This is a genomic window from Mangrovibacillus cuniculi (assembly GCF_015482585.1).
Lineage (GTDB): Bacteria > Bacillota > Bacilli > Bacillales > R1DC41 > Mangrovibacillus > Mangrovibacillus cuniculi.
In genome coordinates, this window is record NZ_CP049742.1 from 423,204 (window position 1) to 445,941 (window position 22,738).

The following is a 22,738-nucleotide window of genomic DNA, read 5'->3' on the forward strand; positions in this document are numbered from 1 at the left end:
AAACTAAATTTGGCATGAAATTACACCCAAGTAGTAAGCTCTTGAATCGGCAAGCGGCCAGACTCGCGGCCTTCTTTTAACGCTTTTCCGACAGTAATCAGCATGACTGGGATATAGCGGCTATCCACGTTAAATTCTTCTACGAACTGCGCTGGGTTAAAGCCACCGATTGGGCAAGTGTCCCAACCTTTTGCTTTTGCAGCAAGCATTAGTTGCATCGAAGCTAGGGATGCGTTGCTATAAGCAGCGTCACGAGCATATTGTGGACTTGCGTATGCTCCGTTAATTTGACCAGCTAACACTTGTTTGATTTCTGGTGTCATGTGTCCACCTTCAACTGCTGGATCAAATACAGGGTCTATATTCTTGTTAGCTTCTAAATCTCCAAGAACTGCGATAACAGCAGAAGACTCCACGATTTGTTGCTGGTTATACGCGATTGGAAGAAGTTTTTTCTTTGCTTCCTCTGATTGAATAACGATGAAATTCCATTGTTGCAAGTTCCAAGCGGAAGGAGCTGCTCCTGCTGCTTCTAGAATCTCCGTTAACTCTTCACGAGAAATTTCTACATCTGCCTTATATACTTTCGTAGCACGTCTGCTTTCCATTACATCAAAAAAATCTGCCATGGGAAAGACCTCCTTGTCAAATTGAATTCATGATTTTGATAATCAATCAACACTTTAGGATGAGTACAACAGAAAGTCAATTAACTTGATTGTAGAATGTGTTTTCCCCCAATCTTCTTTACTATTTGCTTTCCTCAAATGATTACACGTGGAAACACCTTCATAATTATTGCTTGTCCTCATATACATGTGAAAAAAGGAGGCTGATAAGATTGTGGAAAGAGTTTAAACAGTTCGCCATCCGCGGAAACGTCATCGAATTGGCGATTGCTGTCATTCTTGGTACTGCATTCACCAAGATCATCGACACCATTGTGAAAGATTTATTTATGCCGGTCCTAGGAATGGTCATAGGGAATGTTGACTTTACTTACATACGAATAGTCTTTCATGGTCAAGAAATATTTATAGGTAATCTCCTACAAGTAACCGTTGAATTCCTATTTATTGCTTTTGCTTTATTCATCGTGGTGCGCGGCATCAATCGAGTGAAGCGTCGAATTGGACAACAAGAACATATTGCGGACAAATCTCAACTTGATATTCTGTTAGAAATTCGAGACATTTTAGCGGAACAAAATAATTCAAAGAAGTTGCCTTAAATGTTGGGCAACTTCTTTGAATTGATTAGAATATTATGGTATTATTATAACTTGCTCCCCACAAACGCCTAGCAGCTTGAGCAAAGACTCGCTGCACCTGTTCTTTTGAAAAAAAGTATGCCCACTTAACAAGTTGGAAGGAGAACAAACAATGGCGAAAGAAATACCTCATGTAACAGAACATCCAGATTATTCCACAGAATTAGACAGACTAACCTTTACGAAAGCCTACATACGAGCTGTACTCAAAACAGCAGAGACAAATCAAGATCAATTCTTAGAAAACATTCAAGAAGCATTTAAAGATGAAGATTTTAAAGAATCCTCTAACGCTTACACGAACCTATTGTTAAACGCTAGTTTTTTTAGCATGTCTTCAGAAGAAATTGCTGCGTTAAAAAGAGCGCTAGACAAGCCTTATTTTGCGCGAATGAATTTTGTTCGAGAAGAAACAGGCGAAGAAGAAATTCACTATTTAGGAAAGACGTCTTTATATCAACGAGAGAACCAAGAGCCGATTATCGTGGATTGGCGTTCACCAATTGCCAACCTTTATTACGAAGGTCGGATCGGCCCTATTCATTATGAAGCGCAAGGGGAAGAGTTCGCAGGTAATTTAACATTGAAACGTCAGTTAATGGTGGAAAAAGGACAATTAGAAGACATTCGAGATATCGATTTAACGACGACGGATGAACTCCTTCAGGAATCGCTCTCCAAAAGTTCCAGCAACCGTCTGACCGATATCATTACCACTATTCAAAAAGAACAAAATAAAATCATTCGTGCAGACTTAAATAAGCCAATTTTGGTGCAAGGTGCTGCAGGAAGTGGAAAAACGACAATCGCTCTTCATCGAATTAGTTACTTCATCTATCAATACAAACAACACTTTAACCCGAGACAACTAATGATTTTAGCACCCAGCCATCTGTTTATCGACTATATCTCAGAGGCTTTACCAGAGCTAGGTGTGGATAAAATACGTCAAACAACGTTCCAAGACTATTGTCTTGATACATTAGAGGAGACATACACACTTCTAGAAGACCGTAAGTTAATAAACCTTGTGGAAAAAGCAAATGAAGATGCTTACTTAGAAGCATGGGTATCTGGTATGAAGGGTTCTCGAACGTTTTATCAAATTCTCCGCAGATACATTCAAGAAATCGAGAACAGGATGATTCCTAAAGATGATTTCTTTGTCGGGCAATATCGTCTTTTTTCTAAGCAAAAGTGGGCAGATTTGTTCCTAGAGGACTACGTTTACCTGCCAATCTACCGTCGTTTGGAGAAATGTAAGAGCGTTCTTAAATCGACGGTGGATAAAAAGAAAGGAACGATGACCAAAAAGGTAGAAGACTTCTATGATGAGCGAATTGACCGAGCTTTATTGCATCGAAAAGACCCAGCAAAGAGAAAAGAGTACGTAACAAAAGCGTTAGATAAAAAAGCAGAAATGCTTGCTGAAACAAAGAAAAATCTGCGTACGGCATTACCTTCCTATATGAAGCAATTTGATAAGAAGAAAACTTCGACATATTTGTATGAATTATATGAACAACCAGAGTTATTAGTGGAGTTTTCCAACGGGGAATGGACGATGGATGAAGCAATTAAGTTGTCTCAACATAGTGCCAAAAACCTGAAAAAGAAAAAAGTAGAGCTAGAGGATCTTGCTGCACTACTATTCTTAGAAAAGCACTTATATGGAATTGATCCAGAAAAAAGAGTAAAGAATATTGTTATTGATGAGGTGCAGGACTATAGTTATCTACAGTTAAAATCATTACAAATAGCGATGGAAACAGATATGTTTACGCTCGTAGGAGACTTAGCCCAAGGAATTCACCATTATAGAGGTATTCAGTCATGGGAAGAAGTACTTTATGATATATTTCCGAGAGCTACATACACCGAGCTACAAAAAAGTTACCGAACAACGGTAGAAATTATGGAGAAAGCAAATAAATTGCTAGCTTATCTGCCTTATACTTTCCCTAAGGTCGAGCCGGTTGTTAGGCATGGTCCGACGCCAGAGTGGAAAAAGTTCTCGACAGAAAATGAGCTAGTTCAACAATTAACGAATATTTGTGAGAGTGAAAAAGAGTCCGGTTTTGAAACAATCGCTATCATCACCAAGACCAAAAAAGATGCAGAAGCAATTCAACAAGTTTTACAGGATCACTTGCCTGTCACTCTTTTAGAAGCAGCCGCAGCAATACCAAAGAATCGTGTAGTTATTGTTCCAAGTTATTTATCCAAAGGACTAGAATTTGACGTGGTGATTCAAACTTCGTGGAGTGAATCATTTGACGTTAATCAAGAGCTTGATGTTAAATTGCTTTACGTAGCTATGACAAGACCACTTCACAAGTTACATTTTGTATATCACGAGCAGTTTGAGAAGTATGGGTTTATTGATTAAAGCCTGGCTGAGTGCGCGCCATGCGTTTTTCTTGGTGTCCAGCTCCAGGTGCGCAACCGCGCGACTTGCACTATTCTGAGAAATTTGTCGAACGTTCCTACTTCAGACCGCTCGGATATATGTTACCATTGAAAGGGCTTTCATAGAGACTAATACAGATATGAGGTAGATATCATGAACATTGCATTTTTATTATTACCTAAACAAGATGTCGCTTACGTTTTCGAAAGTTTTACGGTGCGTCAAGCATTGGAGAAAATGAAATATCACGGATATCAATCGATTCCGATGTTAAATAAAGAAGGAAAGTATGTTGGTACCATTAGTGAGGGAGACTTACTATGGGCAATTTTAGATTGGCAGAGAGAGGGAACGGTTGATTTGGAGAAACGCTCGTTAGCAGACGTGCCACTTCGAACACAACATGAAGCTGTTTCTGTATATGATGATGTCCAAACGGTGTTAGACCGTTCTGTAGACCAAAACTTTATTTCGGTGAAAGATGATGCTGGATTTTTTATCGGCATCATTCGCCGAAAAGATATTATCGAATTCTTAACAAAACAGGTGGACACAAAACAACCAAACGTGTCTTGAGCAAATTATTGGTAAACGGGAAATTTTTATTTTAAAATAACGAAGAGTTTTCGAAAAGAGGAGGAATACATGATGAATTTAACATCTACTGCTGCATTTCATAACGGCAAAGCAATACCGAAAGTAGGACTTGGCGTATTCAAAATGAGTGACGAAGCAGAAACAATTCGTGCGGTGCAACATGCCATTCAAACTGGTTACAAGCTAGTTGATACTGCTGCTATCTACCAAAACGAAGAAGCAGTTGGTCAAGGAGTGAGAGAATCAGGAGTTGCGCGTGAGGATTTATATATTACCTCCAAAGTGTGGAACAGCGATCAAGGATATGAGACGACATTAAGAGCGTTTGATGATACGTTGAAGCGCTTGAAAATGGATTATCTTGACCTATACTTAATTCACTGGCCTGTGGAAGGCAAAATTAATGATACATGGAAAGCGATGGAGAAGCTTTATGCAGATGGACTAATCAAGTCCATCGGTGTGAGTAACTTCCATCAACACCATTTTGAGAAATTATTTACGACGGCTAACGAAAAGCCTGTCCTTAACCAAGTGGAGTTACACCCACATCTATCTCAACAGCCACTTCGCGAATATTTAGCGAAAGAGGACATCGTTGTGCAAGCATGGTCTCCGCTAGGACAAGGCCAACTTTTAACGAACGATACGTTGAAAGAAATTGCGGGTAACTATGACCGTTCTGTAGCTCAAGTAATTTTACGTTGGCACTTACAAAATGATATTACAATCATTCCAAAATCCGTAACGCCATCTCGTATTGAAGAAAATGCTCGTTTATTCGATTTCGAATTAACGAAAGAAGATATGGAGCGTATCGATGCGTTAAACCGTGACGAGCGTGTAGGGCCAGATCCGGATAACTTTGATTTTTAATAGTGTGAAAAGAGGTACATTCATAAACGAATGTGCCTCTTTTGTATTTTGGATTATATCTTAACGCCAACTAATAACTATGTCAGTTCGAAATCTTTAATTTTCTTGTATTATCGTTGGGATTGGAGCGGAAGGGGGCGACTCCTACGGGATAGGTGTTGTGTCTAGCTCCAGGTGCGCAACCACTCGGGAAAGTCCAAAAGCTCTCCGGTGGCTGGAGAACTGCCTCCTCGATCTACTGAATTTTCCTGCCGTGGCTGAACGCGCGCCCTCCGCTTTTCGAGGTGGAAAGCGTCCCCCTGCAGCGGAAATCCCAGTGCAGTCACTTTCGGGTTTTGTCCCAGCCTCTTTTTTGTTAAAATTTTTTCCTAATTTAAACATTCTTAATTGACAATATCTCGAATTCGTAATATTATTATCTCGAATTAAAGATAAATAAAGAAAACATTTCCTCTGGTTTATGTATGGAATTTTTGGGAAAAGAAACACTATATTAGTGGATTTAATGTGCTTATCACACATTAATATAATTTTAAAAACAAAAAGGAGCGGTACACATGACAAACGTGAAATTAGCAGTAATCTATTATAGTTCAACAGGAACAAACTATCAGATGGCACAATGGGCAGAGGAAGCTGGTAAGGAAGCTGGAGCAGAAGTAAAATTACTTCGCGTAGCGGAAACAGCTCCAATGGCTGCAATTGAACAAAATGAAGGCTGGAAAGCTCACTTTGAAGCGACAAAAGATATTGTACCGGAAGCACAACTTAGCGATTTAGAATGGGCAGATGCCATCATCTTCTCCGTACCAACTCGTTTCGGTGCTATGCCTTCTCAATTAAAAGCTTTCATTGATACTACTGGTGGTCTTTGGTTCCAAGGTAAACTTGCAAACAAAGCGGTGAGTGCAATGGCTTCTGCTTCCAATGCTCACGGTGGTCATGAGGCTACAATCCTTTCCTTATATACAACAATGATGCACTGGGGAGCAATCATTGCGGCACCTGGTTACACAAGTGATGCAATCTTTGCAGCTGGTGGGAACCCTTACGGAACAAGCGTAACGCAAGGTCAAGACGGTAAGATGATTGAGAACGTAGAGCCTGCTGTTAAGCACCAGGCTAAACGTACAGTTGCTGTTGCTGCTGCGTTAAAGAATAACCTATAACCTTTTAAAAAAGGGGCTAAGACCAAACAAAAAAGGTACATTTCGAAAAAACGAATGTACCTTTTTTGCGTTATATTTAAGTTTATAATACTGCAGAATTAGTGCATTTGCAGAATTTATCGTTGGGATTGAAGCTTCCCCCTGAAGCGGAAATTCCAGTGCAGTCACTTTCGGATTTTGACCCAGCCTCATTTTGTTATTTTAGTTCAGAAAGGAAAGAATCCCAATTCCTCGGCAAAGGAGCTTCCACCACTATTTCTTTTGCTAAGAATGGATGGTAGAAACGAAGCTCCTTTGCATGCAGAGCTTGGTGTTTTAGCATCGGCTTTCCACCATATAACGTATCTCCTACAATAGGATGACCGTAGTGCGACAAATGTACCCGGATCTGATGCGTTCGTCCTGTGTCTAATTGACAGGCAACGAGACTAAAGGTGGGTGAACTCTTCAAAAGTGTCACATGGGTCACAGCTGTCTGTCCCCGATTAGAAACTCTTCTTCTAGAACCGTGATGTCGGTCTTCCCCAATGGAATCGCGAATGGTCATAGACTTTTTCCACTTCCCGTGCACCAACGCATGATACGTCCGTTTTATCTCGCGTTCTTGGAGGGCTTTGTCCAACATTCGGTGAATAAATTTATGTTTAGCAAACAAAATGGCGCCACTTGTATCTCGGTCTAGGCGATGGACAAATAAGGCATCTTCTTTTTTTCCTCGAGAAGCCAAATAAGCTTCTACTCTATTGGTCAAAGTCCCGCTTTGGGCTAAATCATTAGGGTGAGTATCTATTCCACTAGGTTTATGTATAACAAGGATATGATCGTCTTCATACAATACATCAATAGGTGCAGTATCCCGTACATAGTGTGTGGTTTTTTCCGCTAAAAGAGGAAGCGACAATACATCACCACTCTTCACCACATCCGAAAAGCGACTTTCTTCTCCATTCACCAAAACACGCTTAGACATCCTTAATTCATGTAAAGGTTTCTTTGGAAGTTGCCACACTCCTTTAAATAGTTCTTCCATCGTCAAGCCGTTCCATCTATCTAAAATAGGTATTGTTAGTAAGTCTTGTTGTTCCATCGTATCCTCCTACCAATTAATTGGTGTCATTTCCCTTTTAAAGTAAAAACAATTCTATGTTATCCTTACTATAGCATGTCTAGGAAAAAAGGTGGAATTACGGTGAAAGTATTATTGGCAGCAACAGAAGAGCAGGAGAAAGAAATAGTAGACCATGTGCAGTACATATTTACATGGATCCTCCCCAAATTCTTCACCGACGAGGAGATTGATCAATTTCAAGAATGGGGAGTTCTAAAGAAAGATGAGAAGGTTCCGTACTTTGGAACTATGAAAGAAGCGTTTCAAATCATTACAAGCCTTCAGGTGATTAGATCCATTTTATTAACAGATGAAAGAGAATGGACAGATCACCACGTAGAAATGTTTGATAGAAACACGGAAAGATTAGAGGAAATGGGGTACTCTTTTCCGTTCTTTTTGAGTCATTTTACAAAAGAAAGACAATTGGAGCAGTCAATTTCCCAATATGCGAAAGCAGCGAACGAGCTACTATTATAGAAGATAGTAGCTCTTTGCATGGAGAGGAAAAGATAAAATGTAACAAAAATACACACAATTTTTACACAATATTTGGAATTTTCAGCCATAAAACTAGTTAGAATAATCAGATATTGTCGAATTAGGGAAAATTTTGGTGCGTATTTTACTAAGTAAATTTTGCATAATTGCTTGGTAAAGATAGGTTATTGAGCAATTTTCCCTATCTGTCGGAAACCATTAATTGGATATGTAAGCGGATTAACCCGAGTGAAAGTGTCTGAATTTTCCCAATACACATTAAGACCTACCTCTGTTACGATTATCCTATCAAAGCTAAGGAGGGCATGATAAATGAATAAAAAGTGGAAATTGTTCACAGCTTCCGCAATGGGAGTAGCAGTAGTAGCTTCAACAATGGCACAAACACCTGGAGTTTCAAACGCTGGTCAAGGTGAGTTAGAGTTTGTTGGAGTAGAAGACGGTGTAGCCGTTAGTGGAGAGCGTGCTTATGGAAGTAAAGCACAGTTTTTAGTAGAGAAAGAGTTAAATAAGGTTCCTAAAGGAATTCTTAAAAAGTTAGAGAAAGTGCCTGCTGACAATAATTTATTCATTCTCCAATTAGATGGACCTGTAACGGAAGAAAAGAAAACAGAGTTAGAAGCGCAAGGTGTTGAACTTTTAGAATATATTCCAGCATACGCATATGTAGCAAGAGTAACGGGAGATCATACTGCCGTAAAAAACATAGCTCATGTAACGGATGTTAAACCTTACGCACCACTATATAAAATTGATCCTGCTTTATTAAATAAAGCTAATCTTAAACAAATTAAAGCACAAGTGAAAAAATTAAGAGGAGAAACAGAGGAATTTGAAGGTAAAAATTTAGATGCAATCATCGAATATTTATCTAGGAACGACGTTCTCTTCGTAGAAGAAAAACCAACGTTCACTCTAGCAAACACAGAAGCTCACAAAATTACCAAAACAACAGTAGCGAACACTACATACGGCTTACAAGGAAGTGGGCAAGTAGTAGCAGTAGCAGATACAGGTTTAGATACAGGACGTAACGACTCCTCTATGCATGAATCTTTCCGTGGAAAAATTTCTGCATTATATGCTTGGGGCCGCACAAACAATTCCAATGACCCGAACGGACATGGTACGCACGTAGCAGGATCTGTACTTGGTAATGCTTCGCACAAAGGAAGTGCACCTCAAGCTAGCCTAGTATTCCAATCGATCATGGATGCAAATGGTGGACTTGGCGGACTTCCTAGTAACCTAGCGAACCTATTTAACCAAGCAAAAACTGCTGGTGCAACTATCCATACTAACTCATGGGGAGCACCGGTAAACGGAGCGTATACAACAAACTCTCAACAAGTAGATAGCTATGTTTATAACAACGACATGACGATTCTATTTGCTGCAGGTAACGAAGGATCTGGTGCAGGAACGATTTCTTCTCCAGGTACAGCGAAGAATGCTATCACAGTTGGAGCTTCTGAAAACTACCGTCCTTCATTCGGTTCTTATGCAGATAACTCTAGCGATATTGCAGTATTCTCTTCACGTGGACCTACAAAGGATAACCGTATTAAGCCTGATATCGTAGCACCAGGAACGTTCATTCTATCTTCTCGTTCATCTTTAGCGCCGGATTCTTCTTTCTGGGCTAACTTCGATAGCAAGTATGCGTACATGGGTGGTACGTCAATGGCGACGCCTTTAACAGCTGGTAACGTAGCATTACTTCGTGAAAACTTCCAGAAGAACTACGGAGTAACGCCTAAGCCATCTCTATTAAAAGCTGCGCTAATCGCTGGTGCAACAGATCTAGGTAAGAGCCGCTTTGACCAAGGATTCGGTCGCGTAGATATGAGTAAATCTCTAAATCTTTCATTTGTAAATGAAGACCGTAACCTATCTACTGGTCAAAAAGCTTCTTACACGTTCTCTGCAACTGCAGGTAAGCCGCTGAACTTTACACTAGTTTGGACGGACGCACCAGGTTCCACTTCTGCAACGTATTCTCTAGTTAATGACCTAGATATCGTTGTAACTGCTCCGAATGGAACGCAGTATGTAGGAAATGATACTTCTGCTCCATTTAACAATAACTGGGATGGCGTGAACAACGTTGAAACAGTTAAAATCGCAGCTCCACAATCCGGAACGTACACGATTGAAGTTCAAGCGTACAACGTACCAAGTGGAACACAAGATTTCAGTTTAGCCATTGTAAACAACTAATACCATTCTGTTCAGGTTGACCCCCTTGAATATACATTAGGTTGGTAAGCAAACCACTGAGAATTTCGATTCTTGGTGGTTTTTTTGTTACGTGACCAGTAACAACTCATCGTTAGCCACGTGATGTGGCTTGCTCTTAGATGAGACTCCTTACTATTGTGGGTGGCAGACACTTGGTATTTGTCGCCGCGGTATAGCAGGGGGAGGTGATGATGTTTAGGTATACCGGGGGAAGTCGCTGCGGTATAGCAGGGACGGGGAAAAGCGGTTTAGGTATATCAGGGGAAGCTGCCGCGGTATAGCAGAGAGGCGGAAATGTGGTCCAGGTATACCAGGGGAGGCTGCTGCGGTATAGCAGAGAGGAAGAAATACAAGTTAGGTATATCGCAAGAGCGTCTCGCGGACCACAAGAAGAGGAAAACCGAGGTCTAGGTAACCAGCAAGAGCGTCTCGCGGACCACGAGAAGCAGAAAATCGATAGTCAGGTGTCCCACAAGAGCGTCTCGCGGACCACGAGAAGAAGAAAACCGAGGTCTAGGTGTCCCGCAAGAGCGTCTCGCGGACCACGAGAAGAAGAAAACCGAGGTCTAGGTGTTCCGCAAGAGCGTCTCGCGGACCACGAGAAGAAGAAAATCGATAGTCAGGTGTCCCGCAAGAGCGTCTCGCGGACCACGAGAAGAAGAAAACCGAGGTCTAGGTGTCCCGCAAGAGCGTCTCGCGGACCACGAGAAGAAGGAAATCGATAGTCAGGTGTCCCACAAGAGCGTCTCGCGGACCACGAGAAAAACAGAATCCTATAGTAGGACAAATAAAAAACAGATCATCCATTAGAAGATGATCCGCTTGTAAAACTATTATTCCACTGAATTCGTATTCAAGAAGTTCTCATACTCGACAGCCGACTGCGCACCAACGATACGTGCTACTTCTTTACCGTTTTTAAATTGCACTAGCGTAGGAGTACTTTCAATTCCATAATCACCGAAGCCTTGTTTAAATTCTTCTAAATTATATTGCTGCACCTCAACACCAAGTGAATCCGCTACAGGCATTAAGATTGGCGTTGCTTGCTTACAAAACTGGCAAAGTGGAGAGTAGAAATAAACTGTTACATCATCTCCGTTTTCAAGAGCGCTATCCAAATCTTCCGGTAAGATAACATTTTGGTAATTCGGATCGTCCAATTGACTAACTGTTTCTGGGTGAAGAGAATCTTTCTTGTATGGATTATCCTCCGATACTTTTTCACTATTTTGCATTGAAGTTAAAACACCGATAGCTACAAAGATTGCTACAATAATACCGCCGAATATCAGTACTTTTTTCATGATGATAGCTCCTTTAATTTTGATTTCCTTTTTTTATGATGACTAAACTTACTACAAAAATCAAGATAAATGCCGTTAATGCTAGAAATGGAATAGTGATAAAACCTAACCAATTTATGTATGCACCGATACATGATACTTGTCCACAAGCTGGAGCACTTTCTTGAAGAAAAGTGAGCTTCTGCAGCGCGTAGTGGTAACCAGATAATAAAATACCCATCCCAGATAAAACTACCGTGTACATCGCAACCGACGCATCTTTTTTCGCCGTGGCAATCGCAAACAAAATTACTTGAGGGTACATTAGAATCCTTTGATACCAACATAATAAACAGGGTTCGTACATTCTAATTTCAGAGAAGTAAAGACTACCAAGCGTTGCAATCAATGCCACACCAAACCCAAACAGGAGGTAGTTCTCATTCCTTTTATCTCCAGACATTCGATAGCCTCATTTCCTATATGGTAACTCTAGTATACTTCTTTTCTAGTACATGCGTAAAATGTAAGCGCTATGCAAAAGCGGAAATTGTGTTATAATTGTTGCGGATATATTTTTTTATACATTTGTGCAAACGGTTGCAAAGATATAGAGGAGGAACACCGCATGTCAAAACAATGGTGGAAACAATCAGTTGTTTATCAGATTTACCCTAGATCATTCAATGATTCAAATGGAGATGGAATTGGTGATATTCCAGGAATTATTGAGAAATTAGATTATTTACAAAAGCTTGGAGTTGACGTTGTTTGGCTGTCCCCAGTGTACGAATCTCCAAATGATGACAATGGATATGACATTTCAGACTATCGCAAAATTATGGATGAGTTTGGAACAATGGAAGATTGGGAGAACATGCTAGCGGAAATGCATAAGCGCGGCATCAAACTCGTAATGGATCTTGTGGTTAACCATTCATCAGACGAACATGCTTGGTTCGTCGAGTCTCGCAAATCTAAAGATAACCCTTATCGTGACTACTACATCTGGCGTGAAGGAAAAGACGGGAAAGAACCAAACAACTGGGAATCGGCATTCAGTGGTTCTGCCTGGAAGTATGATGAGCAAACAGATGAATATTTCTTACACTTGTTCTCACAAAAACAACCAGATCTAAACTGGGAAAATCCAACATTACGTGAAGAAGTTTACGATATGATGCGTTTCTGGTTTGAAAAAGGCATCGATGGTTTCCGTATGGATGTCGTTAACTTTATTTCAAAAGTTCCTGGATTACCAGATGCTCCAAATCCAAATGGCCGTAAGTATGCTCCAGGTGGCGATTACTACATGAACGGACCACGAATTCATGAGTTTTTACATGAAATGCATCAAGAAGTTATGGCTAAATATGACTGTATGACGGTGGGAGAAATGCCAGGAGTTACGCCGGAAGAAGCAATTCTCTACACTGGCGAAGGTCGCGATGAAGTAAACATGGTATTCCAATTCGAACATATGGATGTCGATTCAGGGCCTGGTGGCAAGTGGGATGTGATTCCTATGGACCTAGTGAAGTTAAAAGAGATTTTAACAAAATGGCAAGTAGGACTTCATGGAAAAGGATGGAACAGTCTATATTGGAACAACCATGACCAACCTCGTATCGTTTCTCGTTTAGGTAACGACAGTGAATATCGCGTACGTTCTGCGAAAATGCTTGCGACAATTCTTCATATGATGCAAGGTACCCCGTACATTTATCAAGGTGAGGAAATCGGTATGACGAACGTTCGCTTTGATTCCATTGAGGAGTATGAGGATATTGAGACGTTGAACATGTTCAAAGAAAAGCGCGAAGAAGGTAAGTCTGTCGAAGCGATTATGGAAACAATTTATGTTAAGGGGCGTGACAACGCTAGAACTCCGATGCAGTGGGATGCCACAGAAAACGGAGGATTCACAAGTGGAAAACCTTGGCTGAAAGTAAATCCGAACTTCTCATCGATCAACGTTGTGTCGGCATTAGAGGATCCAAACTCTGTATTCTATTACTATCAAACGCTAATCAAACTTCGTAAAGAATTAGAGATTATCGTGGAAGGAGACTTCGAAATCTTAGAAGCAGATCATCCAAGTCTTTACACATATGTGAGAAGATTTAATGGAGAAACATTGGTGGTTGCTGCGAACGTTTCAAACGAAGCAAATGAATTCGTAGTGCCAGAAGCTATTTCTTTAGAAAACGGAGAAGTGCTGCTTCATAATATGGAGGATGCTCCTTCAGTGGAAAGAAATATGACCTTAGCTCCTTGGGAAGCTCGTGTTTATTATATGAAGTAAGTGGAACAGGCTGTGACTAGACTAGAAAAGGTACATTTAAAAAACGAATGTACCTTTTTGAGTTATTTTTAAGTCATAGTAATGAAGAATTAGTGCTTTTACTGAATAATTCTTTGGGATTGGAGCGGAAGGGGGCGACTCCTACGGAAAAGGTGGGTAGCCGAGACCCCACAGGAGTTAGGATGAACTGCCCCCCTAAAATTGGACACAGATTATTTAAGCAGCTTGCTCATAATTTCTTCTATAGGCAACTGGGCTTTTTTTATTTAGTTTAGATTTAATTCTTAAGTGATTGTAGTAAAAAATGTAGTTTTCTAATTCATGTATGAAGTGCTCTACACTTTCAAATTGTTCTAACTGTATAAATTCTGATTTAAATATCCCAAAGAAGTTCTCTATAACTGCGTTATCGTAACAGTTTCCTTTTCTAGACATACTTTGGGTGATATTGTGATCTTTCAATAATCGACGATATTGGGGCATTCGATAATGCCACCCCTGATCTGAGTGAATTAATAAATCATCACTTGTTTTTTTATGAGTAAGGGCTTGGAGCATCATATTTTCTACTAGATCGTATGTCGGTCTTGTTTGAAGGGTATAGGAAATAATCTCACCATTAAATAAATCTAATATAGGTGAGAAATATAGTTTCTGTCCAAATAGTTTAAATTCCGTAATATCTGTCACCCATTTTTGATTGGGCTTTGAGGCATGGAAATTACGATTTAATATGTTTTCAGAAGCTTTTCCAAACCCACTGATGTACGATTGATATTTTTTCATTCTTACTATACAGCGTAACCCCAAATCACCCATGATACGATAGACTTTCTTTTTGTTTATACAGTGACCCTTTTCTTGGAGAATGTCTGTAATTCGTCTATATCCTAATCGACCTTTATGTTTTTTATAGATGAATTTAATGCGTCGTTTCCATTTTCGATCAGGATCTTTTCTTTGCCAACACTTCACAATGAAATAGTAAGTGCTTCTTGAAATTCTAGCTACTTTAACTAGGTCTTTAACGGGGAATTCATGCCTTAGTTCATATATTACCTTGGCTTTCATTTCTTTGGTGATTTTTCCTGAACTAAGGCTTTCAACTTTTTTAAATAAGCATTTTCCATTCTCAGATAATCCAGTTCTTTTTGAAGTTCTTCTATTGATGGATTTGATTGTTTATCTTGTTTGGTATTTTTTGATTTGGTCATGTCTACTAGCCTCACTTCTTCTTGAAAGGCTTGGGATCCTTGACTTTCCCACTTCCTAATCCATTTACGCACCATAGAAGGATCAGGAATTTGAAAAATAGCAGCTGCTTTCCTAATAGAATAGTCCAAGCCTTTAACGGATTTAATTACTTTTAGTTTAAAGGCTGAAGAATAGTTTGTATAGGGAAAGGAAAACGCAGTATCTCCATGATAGTGAACTAATGCCACCCAATGTCGAAGGACCGAAGGATCAATTCCTAGTTCTTTGGATAACGAGCGATAACTTACATTTTCAGTTTGATATCGATAAACAGCAAGTAACTTTTGTTCTTTAGAAAATTGGGACAAAAAAACACACCTCCAACTGTGGAATGTGTGTCCAACAATTGGGGTGCAGTTCAGGAGCGAAGCGACCACGACGAGGAGGCTTGGCTGCCCGCCCCGTGGAAAGCGTCCCCCTGGAGCGGAAATCCCTGTGCAGTCACTTTTTGCTTATGTCTCAGTCTCCTTTTCTTTCATCGTCCGCGTATCCCATAAAAGAAAAACTGATTCATTTCCTTCGTAAACTTTTCAACGTCTTCCTGGCTTTGTAATCCACTTGATGCTTGTCCAACGTTCTGTGTTAATGAATCAAGGACGAATAGAATGGTCTGATTTGAAATAGAAGTAGAGATGTAGCCGACTTCTTTTCCTGTATCGATGAATGATAGAAACGCTGGAATCACGACATTTTTTGAATAGTCCATTAAAAGTGCTACGGCTGCTTCATTTTCCGAAAGTAATTCTCGTGTGAAATCAGGGCTTAGCTTGCTTGTTTGCTCTATCTTCATTTGAAAAAGGGCATTCCATTTTTCTTCATAAGGTAGCTCGCTCTGCAATATGGCATCAAACGCTGTTAACTGTTGATCTAAGTAATGCTTAATTGTTTCCACAACAAGTGTTTCTTTACTAGAAAAATAATTATATATCGTAACCTGCGACACTTCTGCCGCAGCGGCAATGTCTTGTATCTTCACTTTTTGTATGCCTTTTTCCGAAAACAAAGCAAAGGCAGTATCAAGAATTTTCTTCTGTTTTAATCGTGTTCGTCTTTCGTACCCGTCCATTTATGTCACCTCAGGTTTTATATTACGGAACTACCTACAGCTATGCAACTTTTGACATATCAGGTTTTAAAATCAGTAAACACGGGAAAATAAGTAGTAAAGGAGTGTATACGAATGACACATGAATTGGACTTATCACAATTTGAGAAAAAGATGATTATCCGTAATATGGAATTTTCTGATATAGAGCAAATTATTCAATTGCAAAACGAATGTTTTCCAGGAATGGATCCTTGGAAAGTTTCCCATCTTGAGAGCCATTTATCCATTTTCCGAGAAGGACAGATTGTAGCGGAGTTAGACGGAAAAATTATTGGTTCTTGCTCTAGCTTAATTATCAATTTTGATGAGTACGATGACCGCCATACGTGGGATGATATTACGGACAATGGTTATATCCGTAATCATAATCCAGATGGATACAATCTTTATGGAATTGAAGTCATGGTGCATCCAGACTTTAGACGTATGAAGATTGGTCACCGTTTATATGAAGCTCGAAAAGAGTTAGCGCGCGAGCTAAATTTAAAGAGTATTATTATCGGAGGAAGAATTCCGAATTATCATAAACATGCAGATGAGATGTCTGCTAGAGAGTATGTGAACTCGGTTTCCCTACATAAAATTTATGATCCAGTGCTATCGTTTCAGTTGTTAAATGGTTTTACGCTGATGCGTATTAATCCTAACTATCTACCGGATGATAAAAAATCGCATAAATACGCGACCTTGATGGAATGGAACAACGTTGATTACCGCCCAACGTCCAAACGTCATTTTAAAACAAGTTATCCAGTACGAATTTGTGTCGTGCAATATTTAATGAGGCAAATCAAAAGCTTTGAGGATTTTGCCAATCAAGTGGAGTACTTTACTGATGTAGCTTCAGATGCGAAATCAGATTTCGTCGTATTCCCTGAAATTTTCACCACTCAGCTAATGTCGTTTATGGAAGAGCGGGCACCGTCGCTTGCTATCAGACGTATTACGGAATATACCGAAGAATACATTGAATTATTTACAGACCTAGCTGTGCGCTACAACGTAAATATCATTGGTGGTTCTCATTTTGTAAAAGAGGAAAACGATGAGATTTACAATATTTCTTATCTGTTTCGTCGTGATGGAACGATTGAAAAACAGTACAAAATTCATATCACTCCAAACGAACGTAAATGGTGGGGAATTTCTGCAGGAGATCAAGTTCAGGTGTTTGATACGGACTGTGGAAAGATTGCTATTCAAATTTGTTACGATATCGAATTCCCAGAGCTTGCACGTATTGCGACAGACAAAGGAGCGAAGATTATCTTCACGCCATTCTGTACCGAAGATCGACAAGGGTATCTGCGCGTTCGATATTGTGCCCAAGCCCGTGCGGTAGAAAATCAAGTTTACACCGTCATCTCCGGAACAGTCGGAAACCTGCCGCAAACAGATAACATGGATATCCAATATGCACAATCCGGAATCTTTGCACCATCAGATTTTGAATTTGCGAGAGACGGCATCGTCGGTGAAACGAATCCGAACATTGAAATGGTACTGATTGGGGATGTTGACCTAGAAATCTTAGCGAGACAACGCCAAGATGGAACGGTTCGTCAACTAAAGGATCGTCGCCATGATGTGTATAGTATTCATTATAAAAAATAAGATCAAAAGCTGAAGAAAGGTAGTGACCTTGCTTCAGCTTTTTTTGTGTGGTGCGGGTATGAGTGCAATTTGCGCTGCGGTATAGCAGAGAAGGTCAAAATCATTTTAGCTATACCGCAAGAATATCTCCAGGACCACAAGAAGAGGAAAATCCAGGTTCAGGTGCCCCACAAGAGCGTCTCGCGGACCACGAGAAGAGGAAAATCCAGGTTCAGGTGCCCCACAAGAGCGTCTCGCGGACCACGAGAAGTGAAAAACCAAGGTTCAGGTGCCCCACAAGAGCGTCTCGCGGACCACGAGAAGCAGAAAATCCAGGTTCAGGTGCCCCACAAGAGCGTCTCGCGGACCACGAGAAGCAGAAAATCCAGGTTCAGGTGTCCCGCAAGAGCGTCTCGCGGACCACGAGAAGAGAAAAATCCAGGTTCAGGTGTCCCGCAAGAGCGTCTCGCGGACCACGAGAAGAGAAAAATCCAGGTTCAGGTGTCCTGCAAGAGCGTCTCGCGGACCACGAGAAGAGGAAAATCCAGGTTCAGGTGCCCCACAAGAGCGTCTCGCGGACCACGAGAAGAGGAAAATCCAGGTTCAGGTGCCCCACAAGAGTGTCTCGCGGACCACGAGAAGAAGAAAATCCGGGTTCAGGTGCCCCACAAGAGCGTCTCGCGGACCACGAGAAGCGGAAAATCTAGGTTCAGGTGCCCCACAAGAGCGTCTCGCGGACCACGAGAAGCGGTAAATTCAGGTTCAGGTGCCCCACAAGAGCGTCTCGCGGACCACGAGAAGCGGTAAATTCAGGTTCAGGTGCCCCACAATAACACCTCGCCGACCACCAAACGCGGAAATCAGAGCAACAAGTGATCCGCAAGCCTACTGTAAATGAATCCATAAATCTAATAGAACGAAACTATTCCATTTCTGCACCAATTCATGCATACTGTAAGGAGAAAAATATCGAGAAGAGATGAAAATATTTAAAGGGATTTTCATCAATTTTCACGAAAGTACATAAGGAGACAACTGTAGGAGGGAAAGCCATGTTAAATTGGAAAGAAGTTGCAAAGCGTTGGAGTGAAAGCGCTTTGGTAGATGCTGAACTAAAGAGAGAACTAGCAGAACTAGAACAAAACCCTGCACAGTTAGAAGATGCATTTTATCGCGATTTAGAATTCGGAACTGGCGGAATGCGCGGTGTTATGGGTATTGGAACGAATCGAATGAACGTGTTAACCATTCGAAAAGCATCCCTAGGATTAGCTCATTTTATTTTACATAAAGGGGAAGAGGCGAAGAACCGTGGTGTAGTGATTGCCTACGATAGTCGTCATCAATCGTATGAATTCGCACTAGAAGCAGCGACAACGCTTGCTTCAAACGGCATAAAAACGTATGTGTTCCAATCACTTCGTCCAACGCCACAACTTTCTTTCACGCTTCGCCACCTAAAAGCGTTTAGCGGAATTGTTATAACAGCAAGTCACAACCCGCCGGAATATAACGGGTTTAAAGTATATGGTGAAGACGGTGCTCAACTAGAGCCTATCTCTGCCGATGAAGTAATTGACTATGTGCGTAACTGTCCATCAGAAGTAGAAATTGAAGTGGGAGACCGAGATGCATTAATGGCAGAAGGTCTTATCCAGTTGTTAGATGAAAACTATGATGAGCCTTACGTGTCGGAACTAACCAACGTATTGCTGCAACCTGCTCTCGAAAATAAAGAGAAATTGTCGGTCGTTTTCACGCCACTTCATGGTACAGCAACTGCGCCATTGATGAAAGCTTTCGAGCGAACAGGCTATGCCAATGTTCAAACGGTAGAAGAGCAAGTCGTAGTAGATCCAAACTTCTCTACGGTCAAATCTCCTAACCCGGAAGAAAAAGAAGCGTTTACGTTAGCGATGGAAAAAGGAAAGAAAGTAAATGCTGATTTACTTTTAGCAACGGATCCGGATGCTGATCGTTTGGGTTGCGCGGTGAAAACAGAAAACGGAGATTACACGCTTCTAACTGGTAACCAAACAGGAGCAGTGCTTCTTCATTACATTTTATCGCAGCGTGCGAAGAACAATACCTTACCGGAAAACGGCATTGTGTTTAAGACCATTGTTACATCTGAGTTAGGGAGAAAAGTGGCTGCACACTTTGGAATTCCGACTGAAGACGTATTAACTGGTTTCAAGTTTATTGGAGAAAAGATCCGCCTGTATCAAGCAAGCGGAGAGCACACTTTCTTGTTTGGTTATGAAGAAAGCTATGGCTACTTACTAGCAGATTTTGCTCGTGACAAAGATGCACTACAAGCTGCTGTTATGTTAGTAGAAGCTGCTGCTTACTACCAACAACAAGGGCTAACATTAGTAGATGTGTTACATGAATTATATGAATTGCATGGATTTCATATCGAAGCATTGACGTCTGTGACGTTAAAAGGGAAAGACGGCTTAGCGCAAATGGGTGCAATGATGGAGAGTTTACGTCACGAACCAGTAACGCAAGTAGGTGACACGGCAGTAGTTGCGGTAGAAGACTACCAATTACAGAAGCGCTTTGATTTAGCAACAGATGAACAAACAGATTTAACGTTACCACCTTCCAATGTTATTAAACTTTTCTTAGAAGATGGAACTTGGATTTGTGTTCGTCCATCTGGCACAGAGCCAAAAATTAAATATTATTATTCTGTGCAAGCAAACAGCGGACAGGAAGCGGAAGCGAAGCTAGCAGAATTTAAACAAACGTTTGAACAACATATGACGGGGTTAAGTACAATCTCGTAAGGGAGGAGCTGCACAGGTGAACTGTGCAGCTTTTTTCTATTAGAGATAAGTTTGGCTTGGTGTCTGACCTAACGCGCGCCTTTTGCTTTTCGTGGTGTCTAGCTCCAGGTGCGCAACCGCTCGGGAAAGTTCAAAAGCCCTCCGTTGGCTGAAGAGCTGCCTACTCGGTCTTATGAACTTCCTGCCGCGGCTAAACGCGCGCCTTTCGCCTTTCGATATGTCTAGCTCCAGGTGCGCAACCGCTCGGAAAAGTCCGAAAGCCCTCCGTTGGCTGGAGAGCTGCCTACTCGGTCTTCCGAACTTTTCTGCCGCGGCTGAACGCGCGCCTTGCGCTTTTCTTTACTACGTCCAAAGATGTAGGTAACTTCCACCAAAAGATACGGGTCGTTTTAGGAATATATTGCTATACTATTAGTAACGAGGTGATAGCAGTGAAGCGGACTACGATGAGTAATGAGCAGTGGCAAGTGTTAAAGGATATTGCTGAGCGACTTAATGGGGAAACGGAATTGCAGCCAATGCTGCAAGGAGTTCTTCAGCAACTACTTCCATTGACTGGCCTGACGACAGGTTGGATTTTTCTTATAGATGAGCGTGGCAAGCATACGCTAACGGCTTCGGTTAATTTGCCTCCAGCGTTAGAGAAAACAGGTTGCGACGCATTGAAACGTGGCGGTTGCTGGTGTGTGGATCGATTTAAAAATGGTACCTTGCATAAAGCGACGAATCTAATTCATTGCAAACGAATTGAGGAAGCGATTCAGGATAATGAATGTGAAGTGGATGATATTGTGGATCATGCAACCGTTCCATTGCAAGCAGGTGGCGAGAGATTTGGTATTTTAAATGTTGCATCTCCTGGAAAGACAGATTTAAGTAAGGAAGAATTAGCATTATTAGAATCTGTTGCCTTGCAAATTGGATCCGCAATCAAACGAGTACAGTTGACGGCACAAGAAAAAGAAGTTGCACTGGTAGCAGAACGAAATCGACTAGCTAGAGATCTACACGATTCCGTCAATCAATTGCTGTTTTCAATGAACTTAACAGCAAAAGCTGGATCTATGATGCAAGATGTTGAACAAAGTAAGGATGCATTTGGGACCATTCAACATTTAGCACAAGAAGCCATTCATGAAATGCGGTCCCTTATTTGGCAGCTTCGTCCGAAAGGGTTAGAACAAGGAATTGTGCAAGCAATTACGACCTATGCGGATCTTATTAGTTTACCAGTCAAAGTCAAACAAGATGGCGTAGCAGATATTCCCTCCCCTATTGAAGAAAGATTGTGGAGAATTTCGCAGGAAGCGTTAAATAATGCAAAGAAGCATGCAGATGCAGATAAAGTCTGGATTACCATTCAAAAAGAGCGCGATTCCGTCACTTTTACAATAGAAGATAACGGAATTGGTTTTGATATGAGTGCCCTAGATTCCTTGCCAACAGTAGGGTTATCAGGCATGAAAGAACGAATAGAGGAAGCGGGAGGATCGTTTGAACTAGAGTCAGCCATTGGACGCGGCACAACGATTCAAGCGACGATTCCATTTTAGGAGGATAAACGATGACGAGTATTTTAATCGTGGATGACCATCATGTCGTCCGTCAAGGTCTTCGCTTTTTCTTACAAACACAAGAGGATTTTCGCATCGTTGGAGAAGCAGAGAATGGCCAAGAAGCAGTGGGAAAAGTGAAAGAGTTGCAACCAGATATCGTGTTAATGGATTTAATGATGCCTGTTCTTGATGGAATTGGCGCGACAAAAGTGATTAAAGAGTCTTTTCCGAGTGTAAAAGTTATGGTACTGACGAGTTTTTCGGAATACGATCAAGTAATACCTGCGATGGAAGCGGGAGCGAATGGTTATCAGTTGAAAGATATTGAACCGGATGATTTAGTGACTGCTATTCGCAAGATGGTAAAAGGGGAAAATTCTATCCATCAAAAAGCAACGGATCAATTAGTCAACCGAATGACGAACATCGATAAGCAGTCAGTACTTTTCAACAGATTAACCACAAGAGAAAAGGATGTCTTGTTAGAGATGGCCGAGGGGAAAAGCAATAAAGAGATTGCAGACGCTTTATTCATCTCAGAGAAGACTGTGAAGACACACGTCTCTCACTTGTTAAATAAACTAGAAGTCAGTGATCGAACGCAAGCAGCATTGTTAGCGGTAAAGTATAACTTGCATCAAAAGCATGTTCGATCGGAGTAGGAGGAAA

Annotated in this window: 18 protein-coding genes; 12 read left to right on the plus strand and 6 right to left on the minus strand. The window is 41.0% G+C overall.

The features are described from left to right. Nucleotides 1-20: 20 nt before the first annotated feature. Complete coding sequence (locus G8O30_RS02105) at nucleotides 21-629, minus strand: nitroreductase family protein (protein WP_239673350.1); 609 nt, start codon at nucleotides 627-629, stop codon at nucleotides 21-23. Nucleotides 630-841: 212 nt separating this feature from the next. On the opposite strand from G8O30_RS02105, the gene mscL reads away from it, so the two are divergent. The 5 genes from mscL (at nucleotide 842) to wrbA (ending at nucleotide 6,322) form a co-directional block, all read left to right on the plus strand. Beyond that, the gene (mscL, locus tag G8O30_RS02110; RefSeq protein WP_239673351.1) at nucleotides 842-1,231 is read left to right on the plus strand and encodes a large conductance mechanosensitive channel protein MscL; all 390 of its coding nucleotides are present in this window, start codon (nucleotides 842-844) and stop codon (nucleotides 1,229-1,231) included. Between the two features lie 151 nt (nucleotides 1,232-1,382). Continuing rightward, nucleotides 1,383-3,659, plus strand: a complete 2,277-nt coding sequence (helD, locus tag G8O30_RS02115) for an RNA polymerase recycling motor HelD (RefSeq protein ID WP_239673352.1) — start codon at nucleotides 1,383-1,385, stop codon at nucleotides 3,657-3,659. Between the two features lie 174 nt (nucleotides 3,660-3,833). Continuing rightward, nucleotides 3,834-4,256, plus strand: a complete 423-nt coding sequence (locus G8O30_RS02120; protein ID WP_239673353.1) for a CBS domain-containing protein — start codon at nucleotides 3,834-3,836, stop codon at nucleotides 4,254-4,256. Between the two features lie 72 nt (nucleotides 4,257-4,328). After that, nucleotides 4,329-5,153 carry an aldo/keto reductase gene (locus G8O30_RS02125; RefSeq protein WP_239674464.1) on the plus strand — a complete coding sequence of 275 codons (825 nt, stop codon included), beginning with the start codon at nucleotides 4,329-4,331 and terminating at the stop codon, nucleotides 5,151-5,153. 557 nt (nucleotides 5,154-5,710) lie between these two features. Continuing rightward, nucleotides 5,711-6,322 (plus strand): NAD(P)H:quinone oxidoreductase, encoded by a 612-nt coding sequence (gene wrbA / locus G8O30_RS02130; RefSeq protein WP_239673354.1) that lies wholly within the window; start codon nucleotides 5,711-5,713, stop codon nucleotides 6,320-6,322. A gap of 196 nt (nucleotides 6,323-6,518) precedes the next feature. On the opposite strand, the gene G8O30_RS02135 is transcribed toward wrbA, so the two are convergent. After that, nucleotides 6,519-7,409: an RluA family pseudouridine synthase gene (locus tag G8O30_RS02135; RefSeq protein WP_239673355.1), complete on the minus strand. Its 891-nt coding sequence runs from the start codon at nucleotides 7,407-7,409 to the stop codon at nucleotides 6,519-6,521. 102 nt (nucleotides 7,410-7,511) lie between these two features. Between G8O30_RS02135 and G8O30_RS02140 the strand changes: the two genes are divergently transcribed. Together G8O30_RS02140 and G8O30_RS02145 are read left to right on the plus strand one after the other, a co-directional pair. Beyond that, nucleotides 7,512-7,910, plus strand: coding sequence for a DUF5365 family protein (locus G8O30_RS02140; RefSeq protein ID WP_239673356.1), 399 nt, complete (start codon nucleotides 7,512-7,514; stop codon nucleotides 7,908-7,910). 333 nt (nucleotides 7,911-8,243) lie between these two features. Then, the gene (locus G8O30_RS02145) at nucleotides 8,244-10,151 is read left to right on the plus strand and encodes a S8 family serine peptidase (RefSeq protein ID WP_239673357.1); all 1,908 of its coding nucleotides are present in this window, start codon (nucleotides 8,244-8,246) and stop codon (nucleotides 10,149-10,151) included. 854 nt (nucleotides 10,152-11,005) lie between these two features. Here the strand turns inward: G8O30_RS02145 and G8O30_RS02150 are convergent. Together G8O30_RS02150 and G8O30_RS02155 are read right to left on the minus strand one after the other, a co-directional pair. Further along, nucleotides 11,006-11,479: a thioredoxin family protein gene (locus G8O30_RS02150; protein WP_239673358.1), complete on the minus strand. Its 474-nt coding sequence runs from the start codon at nucleotides 11,477-11,479 to the stop codon at nucleotides 11,006-11,008. Between the two features lie 13 nt (nucleotides 11,480-11,492). Continuing rightward, complete coding sequence (locus G8O30_RS02155) at nucleotides 11,493-11,921, minus strand: disulfide oxidoreductase (protein WP_239673359.1); 429 nt, start codon at nucleotides 11,919-11,921, stop codon at nucleotides 11,493-11,495. A gap of 165 nt (nucleotides 11,922-12,086) precedes the next feature. Here G8O30_RS02155 and G8O30_RS02160 point away from each other — a divergent pair, with 165 nt between their 5' ends. Then, complete coding sequence (locus G8O30_RS02160; RefSeq protein ID WP_239673360.1) at nucleotides 12,087-13,763, plus strand: glycoside hydrolase family 13 protein; 1,677 nt, start codon at nucleotides 12,087-12,089, stop codon at nucleotides 13,761-13,763. A 216-nt stretch (nucleotides 13,764-13,979) separates the two neighbouring features. Here the strand turns inward: G8O30_RS02160 and G8O30_RS02165 are convergent. After that, nucleotides 13,980-15,325, minus strand: a protein-coding gene (locus G8O30_RS02165; protein ID WP_239673361.1) for an IS3 family transposase whose coding sequence is annotated in 2 segments (ribosomal slippage) — nucleotides 13,980-14,863 and nucleotides 14,863-15,325 — 1,347 coding nt in all. Because the reading frame shifts where the segments join, the coding sequence is not laid out codon by codon here. Nucleotides 15,326-15,492: 167 nt separating this feature from the next. After that, on the minus strand, nucleotides 15,493-16,083 hold the full coding sequence (locus G8O30_RS02170) for a TetR/AcrR family transcriptional regulator (RefSeq protein WP_239673362.1): 591 nt from the start codon (nucleotides 16,081-16,083) through the stop codon (nucleotides 15,493-15,495). A 114-nt stretch (nucleotides 16,084-16,197) separates the two neighbouring features. On the opposite strand from G8O30_RS02170, the gene G8O30_RS02175 reads away from it, so the two are divergent. From G8O30_RS02175 to G8O30_RS02190, 4 genes are all read left to right on the plus strand, one after another. After that, nucleotides 16,198-17,739 carry a bifunctional GNAT family N-acetyltransferase/carbon-nitrogen hydrolase family protein gene (locus G8O30_RS02175; protein ID WP_239673363.1) on the plus strand — a complete coding sequence of 514 codons (1,542 nt, stop codon included), beginning with the start codon at nucleotides 16,198-16,200 and terminating at the stop codon, nucleotides 17,737-17,739. A 1,031-nt stretch (nucleotides 17,740-18,770) separates the two neighbouring features. Next, complete coding sequence (locus tag G8O30_RS02180; RefSeq protein WP_239673364.1) at nucleotides 18,771-20,513, plus strand: phospho-sugar mutase; 1,743 nt, start codon at nucleotides 18,771-18,773, stop codon at nucleotides 20,511-20,513. A 431-nt stretch (nucleotides 20,514-20,944) separates the two neighbouring features. Then, nucleotides 20,945-22,066 (plus strand): GAF domain-containing sensor histidine kinase, encoded by a 1,122-nt coding sequence (locus G8O30_RS02185; protein WP_275576511.1) that lies wholly within the window; start codon nucleotides 20,945-20,947, stop codon nucleotides 22,064-22,066. Between the two features lie 11 nt (nucleotides 22,067-22,077). Further along, the gene (locus G8O30_RS02190; RefSeq protein ID WP_239673365.1) at nucleotides 22,078-22,731 is read left to right on the plus strand and encodes a response regulator transcription factor; all 654 of its coding nucleotides are present in this window, start codon (nucleotides 22,078-22,080) and stop codon (nucleotides 22,729-22,731) included. Nucleotides 22,732-22,738 lie beyond the last annotated feature (7 nt).

What these genes read in the sequence shown, in the direction of transcription:
- G8O30_RS02105 (WP_239673350.1), bottom strand. Translation starts at nt 629, where the DNA reads ATGGCAGATTTTTTTGATGTAATGGAAAGCAGACGTGCTACGAAAGTA.
- G8O30_RS02120 (WP_239673353.1), top strand. Translation starts at nt 3,834, where the DNA reads ATGAACATTGCATTTTTATTATTACCTAAACAAGATGTCGCTTACGTT.
- G8O30_RS02155 (WP_239673359.1), bottom strand. Translation starts at nt 11,921, where the DNA reads ATGTCTGGAGATAAAAGGAATGAGAACTACCTCCTGTTTGGGTTTGGT.
- G8O30_RS02180 (WP_239673364.1), top strand. Translation starts at nt 18,771, where the DNA reads ATGTTAAATTGGAAAGAAGTTGCAAAGCGTTGGAGTGAAAGCGCTTTG.
- G8O30_RS02175 (WP_239673363.1), top strand. Translation starts at nt 16,198, where the DNA reads ATGACACATGAATTGGACTTATCACAATTTGAGAAAAAGATGATTATC.
- helD (WP_239673352.1), top strand. Translation starts at nt 1,383, where the DNA reads ATGGCGAAAGAAATACCTCATGTAACAGAACATCCAGATTATTCCACA.
- G8O30_RS02190 (WP_239673365.1), top strand. Translation starts at nt 22,078, where the DNA reads ATGACGAGTATTTTAATCGTGGATGACCATCATGTCGTCCGTCAAGGT.
- G8O30_RS02125 (WP_239674464.1), top strand. Translation starts at nt 4,329, where the DNA reads ATGAATTTAACATCTACTGCTGCATTTCATAACGGCAAAGCAATACCG.
- G8O30_RS02150 (WP_239673358.1), bottom strand. Translation starts at nt 11,479, where the DNA reads ATGAAAAAAGTACTGATATTCGGCGGTATTATTGTAGCAATCTTTGTA.
- G8O30_RS02170 (WP_239673362.1), bottom strand. Translation starts at nt 16,083, where the DNA reads ATGGACGGGTACGAAAGACGAACACGATTAAAACAGAAGAAAATTCTT.
- G8O30_RS02160 (WP_239673360.1), top strand. Translation starts at nt 12,087, where the DNA reads ATGTCAAAACAATGGTGGAAACAATCAGTTGTTTATCAGATTTACCCT.
- wrbA (WP_239673354.1), top strand. Translation starts at nt 5,711, where the DNA reads ATGACAAACGTGAAATTAGCAGTAATCTATTATAGTTCAACAGGAACA.
- G8O30_RS02135 (WP_239673355.1), bottom strand. Translation starts at nt 7,409, where the DNA reads ATGGAACAACAAGACTTACTAACAATACCTATTTTAGATAGATGGAAC.
- G8O30_RS02145 (WP_239673357.1), top strand. Translation starts at nt 8,244, where the DNA reads ATGAATAAAAAGTGGAAATTGTTCACAGCTTCCGCAATGGGAGTAGCA.